This window comes from Hyphococcus sp., assembly GCF_965228385.1.
Classification (GTDB): domain Bacteria; phylum Pseudomonadota; class Alphaproteobacteria; order Caulobacterales; family Parvularculaceae; genus Hyphococcus.
Genome location: NZ_OZ245810.1, coordinates 3,690,070 through 3,704,130 on the forward strand (window position 1 = coordinate 3,690,070; position 14,061 = coordinate 3,704,130).

General features: G+C 60.0%; 16 protein-coding genes. 15 read left to right on the forward strand and 1 reads right to left on the reverse strand.

Translation table 11 applies throughout. The features are described 5' to 3' along the window. Positions 1 to 21: 21 nt before the first annotated feature. Complete coding sequence (locus ACQK2Q_RS17455; RefSeq protein ID WP_425411023.1) at positions 22 to 258, forward strand: hypothetical protein; 237 nt, start codon at positions 22 to 24, stop codon at positions 256 to 258. Between the two features lie 21 nt (positions 259 to 279). Here ACQK2Q_RS17455 and ACQK2Q_RS17460 read toward each other — a convergent pair whose 3' ends face one another. Beyond that, positions 280 to 1,173, reverse strand: a complete 894-nt coding sequence (locus tag ACQK2Q_RS17460) for a helix-turn-helix domain-containing protein (RefSeq protein ID WP_425411024.1) — start codon at positions 1,171 to 1,173, stop codon at positions 280 to 282. Between the two features lie 105 nt (positions 1,174 to 1,278). Between ACQK2Q_RS17460 and ACQK2Q_RS17465 the strand changes: the two genes are divergently transcribed. From ACQK2Q_RS17465 to ACQK2Q_RS17530, 14 genes are all read left to right on the forward strand, one after another. Then, entirely contained in the window at positions 1,279 to 2,454 is a 1,176-nt protein-coding gene (locus ACQK2Q_RS17465) for a hypothetical protein (protein ID WP_425411025.1), read from the forward strand. A gap of 260 nt (positions 2,455 to 2,714) precedes the next feature. After that, positions 2,715 to 3,200, forward strand: a complete 486-nt coding sequence (locus tag ACQK2Q_RS17470) for a Na+/H+ antiporter subunit E (RefSeq protein ID WP_425411026.1) — start codon at positions 2,715 to 2,717, stop codon at positions 3,198 to 3,200. After that, entirely contained in the window at positions 3,200 to 3,520 is a 321-nt protein-coding gene (locus ACQK2Q_RS17475; protein ID WP_425411027.1) for a monovalent cation/H+ antiporter complex subunit F, read from the forward strand. Before ACQK2Q_RS17470 ends, ACQK2Q_RS17475 begins: the two co-directional genes overlap by 1 nt. After that, positions 3,517 to 3,858 (forward strand): monovalent cation/H(+) antiporter subunit G, encoded by a 342-nt coding sequence (gene mnhG / locus ACQK2Q_RS17480; protein ID WP_425411028.1) that lies wholly within the window; start codon positions 3,517 to 3,519, stop codon positions 3,856 to 3,858. The genes ACQK2Q_RS17475 and mnhG overlap by 4 nt, the downstream gene beginning before the upstream one ends. Then, entirely contained in the window at positions 3,855 to 4,463 is a 609-nt protein-coding gene (locus tag ACQK2Q_RS17485; protein ID WP_425411029.1) for a DUF4040 domain-containing protein, read from the forward strand. Before mnhG ends, ACQK2Q_RS17485 begins: the two co-directional genes overlap by 4 nt. Beyond that, complete coding sequence (locus ACQK2Q_RS17490) at positions 4,463 to 4,903, forward strand: Na(+)/H(+) antiporter subunit B (protein WP_425411030.1); 441 nt, start codon at positions 4,463 to 4,465, stop codon at positions 4,901 to 4,903. Before ACQK2Q_RS17485 ends, ACQK2Q_RS17490 begins: the two co-directional genes overlap by 1 nt. A gap of 9 nt (positions 4,904 to 4,912) precedes the next feature. Beyond that, positions 4,913 to 5,686: a sodium:proton antiporter gene (locus tag ACQK2Q_RS17495; protein ID WP_425411031.1), complete on the forward strand. Its 774-nt coding sequence runs from the start codon at positions 4,913 to 4,915 to the stop codon at positions 5,684 to 5,686. After that, positions 5,683 to 7,188 (forward strand): monovalent cation/H+ antiporter subunit D family protein, encoded by a 1,506-nt coding sequence (locus tag ACQK2Q_RS17500; RefSeq protein WP_425411032.1) that lies wholly within the window; start codon positions 5,683 to 5,685, stop codon positions 7,186 to 7,188. Before ACQK2Q_RS17495 ends, ACQK2Q_RS17500 begins: the two co-directional genes overlap by 4 nt. Further along, positions 7,185 to 8,696 (forward strand): proton-conducting transporter membrane subunit, encoded by a 1,512-nt coding sequence (locus ACQK2Q_RS17505; protein WP_425411033.1) that lies wholly within the window; start codon positions 7,185 to 7,187, stop codon positions 8,694 to 8,696. Before ACQK2Q_RS17500 ends, ACQK2Q_RS17505 begins: the two co-directional genes overlap by 4 nt. Before the next feature lie 244 nt (positions 8,697 to 8,940). Further along, on the forward strand, positions 8,941 to 9,204 hold the full coding sequence (locus ACQK2Q_RS17510) for a hypothetical protein (protein WP_425411034.1): 264 nt from the start codon (positions 8,941 to 8,943) through the stop codon (positions 9,202 to 9,204). Then, complete coding sequence (locus ACQK2Q_RS17515; RefSeq protein WP_425411035.1) at positions 9,201 to 9,476, forward strand: hypothetical protein; 276 nt, start codon at positions 9,201 to 9,203, stop codon at positions 9,474 to 9,476. Before ACQK2Q_RS17510 ends, ACQK2Q_RS17515 begins: the two co-directional genes overlap by 4 nt. Next, complete coding sequence (locus ACQK2Q_RS17520) at positions 9,477 to 11,204, forward strand: Na(+)/H(+) antiporter subunit D (RefSeq protein WP_425411036.1); 1,728 nt, start codon at positions 9,477 to 9,479, stop codon at positions 11,202 to 11,204. Between the two features lie 142 nt (positions 11,205 to 11,346). After that, entirely contained in the window at positions 11,347 to 11,736 is a 390-nt protein-coding gene (locus ACQK2Q_RS17525) for a helix-turn-helix domain-containing protein (protein ID WP_425411037.1), read from the forward strand. A 176-nt stretch (positions 11,737 to 11,912) separates the two neighbouring features. Further along, positions 11,913 to 14,057, forward strand: coding sequence for a TonB-dependent receptor plug domain-containing protein (locus ACQK2Q_RS17530; RefSeq protein ID WP_425411038.1), 2,145 nt, complete (start codon positions 11,913 to 11,915; stop codon positions 14,055 to 14,057). Positions 14,058 to 14,061: the final 4 nt, after the last annotated feature.

Here is a 14,061-nt window from a genome sequence, read left to right on the forward strand (position 1 = left end):
ATTCTCGTCAACCTGATTGTTTTGTGGGTTCTCCTGCGGATCAACGCCCTCCTGGTGCTGGCGGGCGCCGGGGGCGCGTCTTATCTCGCCTATGCCGGCGGTCTCGATATGAATGCCACTTTGATTGCAGGCGCCGTCGGCGCGGGTCTCGCCTATGGATTAAAAACAATTATCCGTGGGCTGATTCTTCTGGCCATCCTTATTTGTCTCGGCGTGCAATTCGGCGACTTTGGCGGTTTTACCGATTTCACTGGTTGAGCGGCATGTTGCGGCGTCAGTTTATTTGTCGATCGCCGTGGGCGCGACGCCGTAAGCTGCTTTAAACGCCTTGAAAAATGCGGTCCGGTCAGAATAGCCGACCGCGGCGGCGATTTCCTTAATGGATTTTTGTGTGTGCCCGGTGAGACGCCGGGCCGCCTGCATGCGGATCGCTGAAAGCCGCCGCATGGGCGTTGCGCCGGTCACGGTTTTGAAAACGCGGATCAGGTGAAATTGCGAAAGGCACGCGGTGCGCGCAATTTCGCCCAGCGTTAACGACGGATCGTGGAACTGTTCAAGCATATATTCCTGTGCGCGATCGACCCGCCGGGCGAGTTCCGCACGCGTCGAACGTTTGCAGGCTTTCAACGCATCGCGCGCCGCTGCGCGCCGGTGCTGCGCGTCAAGCAGGCGCGCATAGAGCAAGGCGACCTGTTCCGCGTACCAGGTAGCGTCGACAACCCTCGCGGCGCACCGCGCGGCGATCGTGTCCATCAAGCTTTGCGTTTGTGCATCCGGAAAAAAGAGCGCCGTTTCGAGACGGCTCGCGCGCTCATGCGCCGGGTCCAGCGGATCGCGCGCGGCCTCGCGCACAATCCAGTGCGGAAACGAAATCATGTTCGAGCGGAATATATATTCCGGCGAGGCGGCGTAGGCGTAGCGCGCCCCGGCGGCGATGATGAGCGCGCCGGCGGAGCGCAGCGTAATGGTTTTCGTCCCTTGCAGATGATAGGCTTCCTCGCCGCCCGCCGACCAGGCGATAACAGGCGTCGCCCAGTCTTCATTATACTGTTCTGCAATATCAAAACGATGTCCGTGCATCAGGCCGGAATGCACCAGCCCCTCATTCGCCTGGCGTTCATAAAAAATATTGAAATCCGTTTCCGGACCGGGCGTGGTTGAAAGAAGATACATGCAAATGTTGCCGGTGTTGCGTTTTTAAGCCGTGTCACAGCCAAGCGGTTAGGATCCTGCGCGCCCCAAAGCTATGATCGGCGAAAGTCTATATCGGAAGGCCCCATGAAAAAACTGCTCATTTCCGCATCTCTTGTTTACGCGGCGGGGGCGTGCGCATCCATTGCCGGCGCGCAATCCGCCGACGAAGCGAGCCCTGGATGGGACGAAGCGTTCGGCGCGCAGATCAACGACGCCTGGTCGGCGCAGCAATACCGCGATTTCGACTTCTGGATCGGCGAATGGGAGGCGAACTGGCGGCCCCGGCCCGAAGGCGAATTTTACCACGCCGAAGACGGAAGCTGGACACGCCAGCGCGTCTTTCCGGTTCTCGGCGGCAAAGCGCTGGTCGAGCTTGCCTGGGCGCGGGACAATCCTGACGAGCCGGGCCAGCGCGGATTTTCAATCCGTTATTTCGACGAGGCGCGCGAACGCTGGGTGATGGCGCAGAACTGGCCGAACGGAACCAGCCAGGGCGGCGCTTTTACCGACCAGCTTATCGGCGATGAGCATCTGGGGCGGCTCAGCATGTATTCCGTATCAAGGCGGCCCGATGGCGAGGGCGGTTTTGACACGCAACACCGGCGCTATAATTTCACCGATATTCGTCCCGGCGTCAGCTTTCGCTGGGACGGCTCGAATACGCCCGACGAAGGCGCGACATGGTTTACATGGTATGTGGTTGATTTTCTGCGCCAGCGCGATCTCGATCCTTACGGCGCGGCGGGAAGCGCGTTGCCCGGCGTTCATGAAAAAACGCTGTGTACGCAAGAACCCCACGGCGCCTTTAACGCGCTTCAGGGCGTGTGGACCGGCGAGGCGACGACTGCTGACGGCGACACGGGACGCGCGCGTCTTGCGGCCGGCATGGCGCTCGACGGTTGCGGCGTTATCGGCGCGCTTGACGCTAACGACGTCAAAACCTTTTTCGCCATCGGCTATCATCCCCGTTTCGAAAAATGGGTGATTTTCACACTCGACGACCAGCCGGGTACAGCGCATTCATATTTCGTTTCGGACGGCGCCGGCGAAGGCGCAACTTTTGTCGAGGCGGCGGATCTCGCCATCAAGGATGAATTCACAACCTATAATGAACCGGAAAGCTATTCGCCGGACGCGGCGCTGCGCCGGATCGTATGGGAGGCGATGACAGCGGACGATATCGCCTGGCGCGTTGAGACGCGCGAGAGCGAAGGCGGCGCATGGCGGCCGGAGACGCAATATACGCTGACCAGACAATAATAATTCGATCCCGAAGCGCCGCGGCGAACCGGACAGGCGGCGCACCGGCGCCGATTTTGAGCCGGTTTCATGCGTCAACCCGTTGATTTCCGCGCAAATTCTGCGAAATTCGCGGCCATCTTGCCGTCGTCGCGGTGGTTTGGCGCATGTCCAATGGCGCCGCGCCGCAGTTTCGCGTATGCCGCGACGGCCAATCATGACGGGTCGGGTCCGCAATTCCAGCGGGCCTTGTGTTGAACAGGGTTCTTGAAAGAGGGCTGATGGGGCGATTGATCATCCTCGTTATTGCGCTTGCCGGCCTGTGGCTTTTGCTGTCGGGTTATTTCGACAAGGCGCTCTTGCTGATTTTCGGCGCAGGCTCGGTCCTGTTTGCTGCGTATCTGGCGCACCGGGCGAACATCATCGACAATGACAGCGTGCCTTCCAGCCTTTTTCCCGGTCTTCTCGGATACTGGATCTGGCTTGGCGGTGAGATCGGCAAAGCCAATATGGCCGTGATCCGCCAGGCGCTGGCCGTAGAGCCGAAACTGTCGCCGAAACTGTTCCTTGTGCCCAACCCGCCAAAATCAAGCGTCGGCAAAGCGACCTTCGCCAATTCCATCACGCTGACGCCGGGCACGGTGACGGTCGATCTGCGCGAAAACGAAATTCTGGTCCATGCGTTGAGCGAAGACTTCGCGGATGTCGCGGCAATCGCGGATATGGGCGCGCGCGTGGCCAAAATCGAAGGCGGAGGCGCTGCATAATGTTCGCCGCCGCTATCGCCGCCGTCATCGCCGCCATGGTTTTAGCGCTTGTACGCGCCTTTGCGGGCCCGTCGCTTTATGACCGGGTGCTCGCCGGCAATTCTTTCGGCACCAAAACCGTCCTGTTGCTGGGCCTGATGGGGTTCATCACCGGCCGGCCGGATTTTCTCGATATTGCGCTTTTATATGCGCTGATCAACTTCACAGCGACGCTGGCGATTTTGCGGTTTTTCTCCTACCGCAATCCCAAGGGCGCGCCGGCCGAACCATTCGAGCAAACGCCGCTGGAGCCTATGCGGGACAAGGAGGCGGCGTCATGATCGATCTCTATATCCTTCGCGATATCGTCTCATGGGCGCTGATGATCACCGGCGGGATCGCCATTGTGTCGGGCGCGATCGGCCTCGTGCGCTTTCCGGACTTTTTCTCGCGCATCCATGCGGCGGGCGTCACCGACACAGGCGGCGCGGAACTCATTATCATCGGCATGATGCTGCAATCGCCGACCTGGCTGCATGTGGCGAAACTCGCCTTTATCGGCGCATTCCTGTTTCTGACGTCGCCGGTGGCGACCCACGCCATCGCCCACGCCGCCTGGCGCACCGGCTTCAAGCCGATGCAGGGGCCCGATCTTCGTTATGACGGGGACGGCCGATGACGACGCCCTTTCACGTTGAACTGTCGCCGTCGACCTGGCTGGACCTGTCGCTCCTCACCATGCTGGTGCTGGTCGCTATCGCCATGCTCCGCTCACGCCACTTGTTTGCGGTGGTCATGCTGTCCGGCATCTATTCGCTCCTGTCAGCGGCGTTTTTCGTCTCGCTGGACGCCGTCGATGTCGCCTTCACCGAGGCGGCGGTGGGCGCGGGCATTTCCACCGTGCTCATGCTGGGCGGCATGCTGCTGACGGCGCGGCGCGAAAAACCGAAATCGGCGGGACGCGCGCCTGTAGCGCTGGCGGTGGTGCTCGCCGCCGGCGCGGCGCTGATCTATGCGACCATCGACATGCCGGCGTTCGGCGATCCGAATGCGCCGGCCAACGCCCATGTGGGCCAGGCCTATGTGGAAGAAACGCCCAACGACATCGCCGTGCCCAACATCGTCACGGCGGTGCTGGCGAGCTATCGCGGCTTTGACACGCTGGGCGAAGTGATGGTGATTTTCACCGCCGGCGTCGCCGTCATGCTGCTCCTCGGCGCGGGCTCGGTGCGCGGCGGGCGCGAGGTTTCCGATGTCGAAAAAGATGAGAGCGGGGCCGCCTGATGGATCATCTCATTTTGAAAGTGACGACAAAGCTGTTGTTTGCGCCGATCATTCTGTTTGCGCTTTATGTGCAGTTTCACGGGGATTACGGCCCCGGCGGCGGATTTCAGGCGGGCGTGATCTTCGCCGTGGCGTTCATTCTGCACACATTCTGTTTCGGCATTGCGGAAACGAAAAAAGTGATGCCGCAAAAGGCGCTGACCATCGCCATGGTGATGGGCCTGATGTTTTACGCCGGCACCGGGGTTGCGACCATGCTGCTGGGCGGTAATTTTCTGGGGTATACGGAGATTGATCCGGAATCGACCCATCACGCCGGTCAGCACTACGGCATCTTGCTGGTGGAGTGGGGCGTCGGCGTGACGGTCGCCTCGACCATGTTGACGATTTTCTATCATTTTACAGGCCGCGAGCCGGACATCGATCAGGAAGACTGGTAGGCGGCGTTGATGGAACCCTGGATCGAATTTATTCTTGAACGGTATAATTACTGGATCGTCATTGTGCTGATGATGACCGGGCTTTATATTGTCTATGCGCGCGGCAACCTTGTGAAAAAGGTCGTCGGGCTGAATCTCTTCCAGACGTCGGTTTTCATCTTTTACATCACCATCGGCAAAATCGCCGGCGGCACGGCGCCGATCTATATCGGCGGCGAGCTGGACCATGCGGCTGAGGGTCATGGAGACGGACATGGCGCGGCGGATGGCGGCGATCACGGCGCCGATACGGCCAGTCATGACGGTGGCGCCGCGGATGCGCTGCATGCAGCGCCCGCCGATGCCGATACGGCGTCTAAAATTCAGAACACCATCGACACCAGCGCCTTGCGCCCGCCCGCTGAAACGGGCGCGGGCGGCGAAGCGCTGCATGCGGCGCCAGCCGGCGACACGTCGAAAATCGCCAATGACATCTTAAATGACGCGCAAGGCGTAGAGCCCGCCGGCGCGCAGGGCGGCTTTGACGTGGCCGGCGCGCACGGGTCCGATGCGGGCGCCGCAGCCCCCGATGCGCATCACGCCCTCGGCGAAGTCATCTACTCCAACCCGCTGCCGCATGTTCTGATCCTCACCGCGATTGTCGTCGGCGTCGCCACGACGGCGGTGGGCCTGGCGCTCGCCGTGCGCATCCGCGAGGCCTACGGCACGATCGAGGAAGACGACCTTGAGACCATGGACAATGTGGCCGAGTTCGGCGACATCGCCGAGACGAGGGCGTCATGAGCCTGATCGCCCAGCTTCCCGTACTGCCCATCATCATTCCGCTGATAGCGGCGCCCCTGACCTTGCTGTTGCCAAAGCCGCGTCTGCCCTGGATGTGGGCCTCGCTGGTCAGCGGCGTGACATTCGCCGCCAGCGCCTGGCTGCTGGCGGTCGTCGCCAATGACGGCATGATTTCCTATCATCTCGGCGACTGGGCGCCGCCGCTCGGCATCGAATACCGCGTCGATCTCGCCAATGCGCTGGTGCTGTTTCTTGTTTCCGGCATCGCGGCGCTGGTGTTTGCATTTTCCTATCATTCCGTACGCGCCGAAGTCGACGCGGCGCAGACGCCGCTGTTTTACGGCGCGCTGCTTATCTGCATGACCGGACTGATGGGCGTGACCATCACCGGCGACGCGTTCAATGTTTTCGTATTTCTGGAGATTTCATCGCTGTCGACCTATGCGCTCATCGCCATGGGCGCCCGGCGCGACCGGCGCGCGCTCACCGCCGCGTTCAACTATCTTGTCATGGGCACCATCGGCGCGACGTTTTTCGTGATCGGCATCGGTCTTTTGTATCAGGCGACGGGCACGCTCAACATGGCGGACCTGCACCAGCGCCTGATCGGCCAGGACAATCGCATGGTGCAGGCGGGGTTCGCCTTCATCCTCGTCGGCATGGGCCTGAAGCTCGCCATGTTCCCCATGCATTTATGGCTGCCCAACGCCTATACCTATGCGCCCTCAGCCGTATCGGCGTTTCTGGCGGCGACGGCGACCAAGGTTGCGGTCTATGTGCTGATCCGGTTTTTCTTTTCGGTTTTCAATTTCGATTTTGCGTTTATCAGCGCGGCGTTCACCTATGTGCTCCTGCCGCTGGGGCTAGCGGGCATGTTCGTCGCCTCGCTCGTCGCCGTCTTTCAGGACGACGTCAAACGCATGCTCGCTTACTCGTCCGTCGGGCAGATCGGCTATATGCTGCTGGGCTTGTCGTTCGCCACGGTGGAAGGGCTGACGGCGAGCCTCGTTCACATTTTCAACCATGCGCTCATGAAGGGCGCCCTCTTCATGGCTGTCGCCTGCGTTGTGCTGCGCGCAGGCTCCAGCTCCATTCACGCCTTTGCAGGTCTCGCCAAGCGCATGCCGGTGACCACATGGGCGTTTATCCTGAGCGGACTTTCGCTGATCGGCGTGCCGCTCACCGTCGGATTCATTTCAAAGTGGTACCTGCTCGATGCGGCGTTCTCCGCCGGTCACTGGTACGCCGGTTTTCTCATCGTCGCTTCGTCGCTGATCGCGCTTTTGTATTTTGGCCGCGTCGCGGAGGCGATGCTGCTGCGCGCGCCGGCTGAAGAGGGGCGGTATGTCGTGCCGAAAAACGAGGCGCCGCTCGCCATGCTGGTTCCCATGTGGGTGCTGGTGCTGGCCAATATCTATTTCGGCATGCGCACAGGCCTGACCGGGGGTCTTGCCGCCCGCGCCGCTGAAGCGCTGATGCTGACGGCGGGAGGCGCGCCATGATCGCTCCCGAACTCGCCATTCCTTTAGCGCTCGCCGTTCCGCTTCTCGGCTGCATCGCCATATGGCTGCTCGACAAGTCGCCGAACCTGCGTGAGGGCGCGACGCTCATCACCGCCGCCATTCTCCTGACGCTGACCATTTCCGTTTTCGCGGCCGTCGCCGGGGGCGCGCGGCCCGAATTCGAACTGTTCGACGTTATCGACGGGTTGCCTATCGCATTTAAGGTTGAACCGCTCGGCGCCATGTTCGCGCTCATCGCCTCAGGTCTCTGGGCGGTGAATTCCGTTTACGCCATCGGCTATATGCGCGGCGGCAAGGAACAGCACCAAACGCGGTTTTACATGTCCTTCGCCGTGGCGATCTCCGCCGCCGTCGGCGTCGCTTTCGCGGCGAACCTGTTCACGCTGTTCATCTTCTACGAAGTGCTGACGCTGTCGACTTTCCCGCTGGTGACGCACAAGGGCAATGACGATGCGCGCCGCGGCGGGCGCATTTATCTCGGCGTCCTGATGGCGACGTCCATCGGCTTGCTGCTTCCGGCGATCGTCTGGACCTACGCCCTCACGGGCACGTCGGATTTCGTTCTCGGCGGGATCATGGCCGACCACGCCGAAGCGGTGGAGCCCATCGCCGGTATCCTGCTTGGGCTTTACGCCTTCGGCATCGGCAAGGCGGCGCTGATGCCGGCGCACCCGTGGCTGCCGAACGCCATGGTGGCGCCGACGCCGGTATCGGCGTTCCTGCACGCCGTCGCCGTGGTGAAAGCGGGCGTTTTCTCGATCCTCAAAGTCGCCGTCTATATTTTCGGCGTCGATTTCCTGCGCGATACCGGCGCCAGTATTCCGTTTATGTGGATTGCGGCGGGCTCGATCCTGCTCGCCTCCGCCATCGCCATGCACAAGGACAATTTAAAGGCGCGGCTCGCCTATTCGACAGTGTCGCAGCTTTCATACGTGACGCTCGGGGCTATGCTGGCGACGCAGATGGGCGTCATGGGCGGCGCGACGCAGATTGCGGCGCACGCGCTCGGCAAGATGACGCTCTTCATGTGCGCCGGCGCCGTGTACGTCGCCCATCATAAAACGCTTGTCTCTGAAATGCGCGGGATGGGCCGGGTGATGCCGTTCACTTTCGGCGCGTTCTTTCTGGGCGCCATGTCGATCATCGGCCTGCCGCCGCTCGCCGGGTCGTGGCCGAAATTTTTCCTGATGCTCGGCGCGGCTGACGCAGGTCAGTTGCTTATCATCATTATCCTGATGATCTCGTCGATTTTGAACGTGATCTATTTGCTCTCAATTCCCGTGCAGGCGTTTTACATGAACCCGGCGGAAGAGGGCGCCAAACCGCAAGGGGCGGGCGGTGCAGGCATCCAATGGGGGAGTTTGAAAGAAGCGCCGCTGTTGTGCGTCCTGCCGCCGCTGTTTACGGCGACCGGCGCTTTCGTGCTCTTTTTCTTCGCCGACCCGCTTTACCAGTTCCTCACGCCGCTGATCGGGGGTGCGGGATGAACATAGCACCGCTCATCCCCGAAGCCGCATTTTTCTTGTGCTTGCCGACTGCGCTCCCCTCTCCCTTAGGGAGAGGGGTCGGGGGTGAGGGGCGAGGCAATGATGAAAACTTGTCACCGCCGATCAATGTCGCCTCATCCACCCTCACCCTAACCCTCTCCCGCCAGCGGGAGAGGGAACAGGCCATCACAAGCGGCGAACGTTATAAACTGTCCATGATCCGGGACGGGGATGGGGGTTAGTGATGGAAGCAGGTAACTACCAATCGTATCTTCTTCTTGCAGCGTTCGTCGTTGCGTTCTTTTTCGTGTTGAGTTTGGCTGCCACGTCATTGTTCATCTGGTTCGGATGGCAACCGCCAAAGCTTTTAAGCGGCCTATTCAATGCGCCTAAATTGTTGATGATCATCGGTTGGGCTGGGATTGTATATATGATTGCTTCGGCTCTTTTGGATTTTCCTTTTATCGACCTGTTTCCGGCGCAAGGTGAAAGCGGGATTTCGTCATGACCGACCACAACCACTCATCCAAACCCGGCTGGGCCGACAAGAAGTCCTTCCGCAATGCGTTTCTCGGCGTGCTGATCGTCTCCTGCGTACTGGCGGCGCTTGCCGGTTTCATCCCGGCGTTCCAGAACCCGAAGCCGCATTTCGAACAGGAACACTGGGGCGTATTCTTCGCCGTATGGGGGTTTGCCGCGTTCATGTTCATCGTTCTTGCGGGCCAGCATTTGCGCAAGCTCGTCGGCCGCAAGGAAGACTATTACGAGGAGCGTGAATAGATGACGGCGCTCCTCGACGCTCTTCTCGCCAACCCCGCCGTGATTTTGACGGTCGGCGCTTTCGTGGTGCTGGCCCTGCCGCGCCATCTCGCCTGCCTGTGGCTGCTGCTTGTCACCGCTTTTTCGGCGATCAAGCTCTATGCGCTGGGGATTGGCGATTATGGCGCGCTGTCGGTTTTCGGCGAACAGTTGACGACGGTGCGCGTCGATCCGCTCTCGCGCATTTTCGCCGTGGTGTTTCACATCGCGATTGCGCTCAATATTGTTTACGCATGGGGCCAGCGCGACCGCGCGCAGAATTTCGCCATGCTCGCCTATCCGGCCGCCTGTCTCGGCGGAGTGCTCGCCGGCGATCTCATCACGCTGTTCTTCTGGTGGGAGATGGCGGCGATCACGTCCGTCTTCCTCATCTGGGCGCCGGGTACGCGCGTTACATATCTGTCGGGCATGCGCTATCTGTCGATCCAGATCCTGTCGGGCGTATTGCTGCTCGGCGGCATCGTGCTTCTTTTCCGCGAGAACAATTCGCTGGCGTTTGATTTCATCGGCCTGCGCGACGGCGAAGGCGCGATCAAATTCTCCGCGCTGGCGATCTTCCTCGCTTTCGGAATCAAATCGGCGTTCCCGCTTCTGCATAACTGGGTGCAGGACTCATATCCCAAATCCACCATCACCGGCGCGATTGTGCTTTCGATCTTCACCACCAAGCTTGCGGTCTATTCGCTGGCGCGCGCCTTTCCCGGCCAGATCGAGCTTGTCTATATCGGCGCGGTGATGACGCTGTTCCCGATTTTCTTTGCGCTCATCGAAAACGATCTTCGAAAAGTTCTGACCTACTCCATCAACAACCAGGTCGGGTTCATGGTGGTCGCCATCGGTTTCGGCGCCATCAACGGGGCGGCGGGTTACGCCTTCGGCAACATCATCTTTGAGGGGTTACTGTTCATGGCGCTTGGCGCGGCCATGTTCCGCACCGGCACGTCGAAAGCAACCGAGCTTGGCGGGCTTTACCGGACCATGCCCATCACCATGGGGCTGTGTATCGTCGGGGCGCTGTCCATTTCAGCATTTCCAGGCACGCTCGGCTTCGTGACCAAGGGGCTGATCATCAACGCCGCCGGCGAAGCGCATATGTTCTGGATCTGGCTGGTGCTGCTATTTGCCTCCGCCGGCGTTCTCGAACATGCGGGCATCAAGATTCCGTTCTTTACTTTTTTCGCCCATGACAGCGGCAAGCGCCCGAAAGAAGCGCCAATGCCGATGCTGATCGCCATGGGCGTTTCGGCGGTTCTGTGCATCGGTATCGGCGTTTATCCGGCCCCGCTTTATGCGCTGATGCCGGATCAGGCCGCCATCGCCGGTTATCATCCCTATTCGGCCTATCATATTGTCGAACAGTTGCAGCTCCTTCTCTGGGCGGTCCTCGCCTTCGCCGTTTTGCTGCTCATCCGGTGGTATCCGGCGGAAATCCCGTCCACAAATCTCGATACGGACTGGTTCTGGCGCGTGCCGGGCAGGGCTTTCCTGGGCTGGGTAACTGGTGCGTCGCGCGCAACATGGAACGCCCTATGGGGGATTTTCACCGGCCATATACAAGCGATAATGGAACGCATTTACCTTGTTCACGGGCCCGAAGGGCAGATGTCGCGCTCATGGCCTATTGGTTTTATGGCGCTGTGGACAGCGGTTTTGCTGGCTTTGGTCCTTATACTGTCTTTTCTCGCATGATCGTGCGCTGACAGCGTTAACGGTAAACTGCTTAATCGCGCATAAACCAGACCCTTAAACTTATCCTCAAGGCGTTCGCCGCTCTTATCGTTATTCCCTGAAGTCCGCGCCAGAAGGCGCCGGGCGTTGAGGGAGGGGCGGCATGCCGAAGAAATCGGATCGTGTTGCGCGCCGGAATGCGAGGCTGCTGGCGCGTATGTCAAAAGAGATAGCCTGCGAAGCATTTGGATTGGCTCACGCCGAGCTGACCAGACCCGACCGCGGCGATGTGTGCGTGGCGCGCGCACGCCAGACGGCGATGTATCTCGCCCATGTGGTCGGGCGCTTGTCGCTGAATGAAGTCTCCGAAGAGTTTGATCGCGATCGCTCCACTGTCTCGCATGCGTGCATCAATGTGGAGGACAGCCGCGACAGTCCGATCATCGAAATTCAACTGGACTACATGGAAAAACGTCTGCGCGAGCGCATCGCATCCTTAAAGGACGCGGGCGTCATGCCGGCGCGGCGGTGTGCGAGCAAAACGCGACGGTAAACGTGTTGCGCCGCATACAAAATCTACGCACCGCGCGCATTCAACTTAACCCGGAATTGGCTCGTCTTATCGGCGCTGCGGTTTTCATTTATTCCGAATAGCTTCAATAATCTGCGACACCTGTCACAATATGCAGGCATGCGGGTAAAGCGGGATTGTTCGCGTAGAGGGGTTTAATGAGTGTAGTTCGTCTTCCGTTGCCGCGGCGGTGTCTTCGCGCTGCATTCTTCGCGTCCGCCGCCGCTTTCCCGCTGCTTGCGCCGGTATTTGCGCAAGACGCAACAGACGCCGGCGCGTTCGTCGCCCAGACATGCGCTGAAGGCGAGCAGACCTGCGTGATTGCCGGACGGGTTATTTATCTGCCCGGATTTTTCGACCAGTTTAATCCGGTCACGGCGCTCGACATGGTGGAGCGGGTTCCCGGTTTTTCCATTGACGAGGGCGACGATGTGCGCGGCTTTGGCGGCGCGGCGGGCAATGTGCTGATTGACGCCCAGCGGCCAAGCACAAAGTCGGCGGATATTTTCGATACGCTCGGGCGCATCGGCGCCGCAAATGTCGATCGCATTGAGCTTATTCGCGGCGGCGCCGGCGGGCTCGATGTGGGCGGTCAGCCGGTTGTCGTCAATGTTGTGCGCAAGCAGGGGCCCGATAGCGTCAGCCCGTCGCCGTGGGAGTTTACGCTGGTGAAACGCCGGCCCAATGGCGGGCTTCGCCCGAGCGCGGAAATTTCATATCTCGGGCGGGCGGGAACCGTTGAATATACGCTGGGCGCTAGCGTTTTCGGCACGTCTTTGCGATTCAATTCCGATGAAACAATCACGCGCTTTTCCGGGCCGGATGAAACGAGACGGCGCGACGGCGCCTTTCGCGAGCAGGGCGGGAGCGCCAATCTCAAGCTTGAGAAATCCTTTCTGAACGGCGATACGGCGCGGTTCAGTTTTGAAACGCAATATTTCAAATACCGCGAATCGATTGACGAGACGCGCTTTGCGGCCATGGGCGGCCCGGATATGGCGTTTTTCGACTTTCCGCTTGAGAATTTTGAATATGAGCTGGGCGCCGATTACGAACATAAGTTTACGGATCAATTCGGCGTCAAACTCATCGCGCTTTACGGACGCGAGTTTGAAAGTTTCGAAAGCGCCTTCGCATTCGCGCCTGCGCCTTCGGCGCCCATGGGGCCGCGCCGTTCGGTGTTTTTGTCCGATGAAACATCCGGTGAAACCATCGGGCGCATTGAGTTCGACTGGGGCGGCTGGACGGGTCACGCCGTGCAGTTCGGCGGCGAAGTAGCGAGCAACTTCATCGACAGCGAAGCTGAGCTACTGGCCGCAACCGGCGCGGACCCGCTGGCGCCTGTTATGCTGAACGGCGCCAATACGCGGGTGTCGGAAATTCGCGGCGAGCCCTTTATCACCGATAGCTGGCGCGCCGCGCCTGACCTGACCGTCGATCTCGGTTTCAGGTTTGAATTCTCACGCATTTCGCAGTCAGGCGATAATGCGAATTCGCGCTTCTTTACGTATCCCAAGCCGTCGCTTGCGCTGACCTATAATGTCGCGCCGAAAACGCAATTGCGCGCGTCGGTGGAGCGGCGGGTCAACCAGCTTTCTTTCGACGAATTCGTCAGTTCCGTGAATTTCGACGACGAAGATGTGGATTTCGGCAATCCCGATCTGCAGCCGCAGCGCACCTGGGCGTTTGAGACCGCCATAGAACAGCGTTTCGGCGAAATCGGGGTGGTCGAACTGACAGGGTTTTACAACTACATTCAGGATGTTGAAGATCTCTTGCCCATCGGCGGCGTGATCGAGGTGCCGGGCAATATCGGCGACGGGACGATCTGGGGCGCAACGCTGGACCTGACGATGCCGCTGGACGCCCTGGGGCTGACCAATGCCCGCCTTGAATCAAGCTTTACGGCGCGCGAAACGTCTGTCACCGATCCGGTGACGGGATTTGACCGGGACTTTTCGTTTTTTGAACCGTATTTTTTCAATGTGGATTTCCGTCAGGATTTGCCGGCTCACAAAATTAGCTGGGGGTGGGGCGTCGGCGGCGCGGGGGATGAGTCCGGTTTCGGTCTCGATGAGGTCTCCATATTCTCAAGAGATACGGAAGTGGACGCCTTTATCGAGACGACGGCGCTCAAGGGCGTGAAAATTCATCTTGCCGTCAACGACATCGTCAATGTCACGAGCCGGCGCGACCGCACGGTCTTCGACGGCTCGCGCGCGTTCAATATGCCGCTCTTTCGCGAAGTGCGCGATACGCAAAATGGCGGCGGCATAGAACTGACTTTCAGCGGAACGTTTTAAGCTT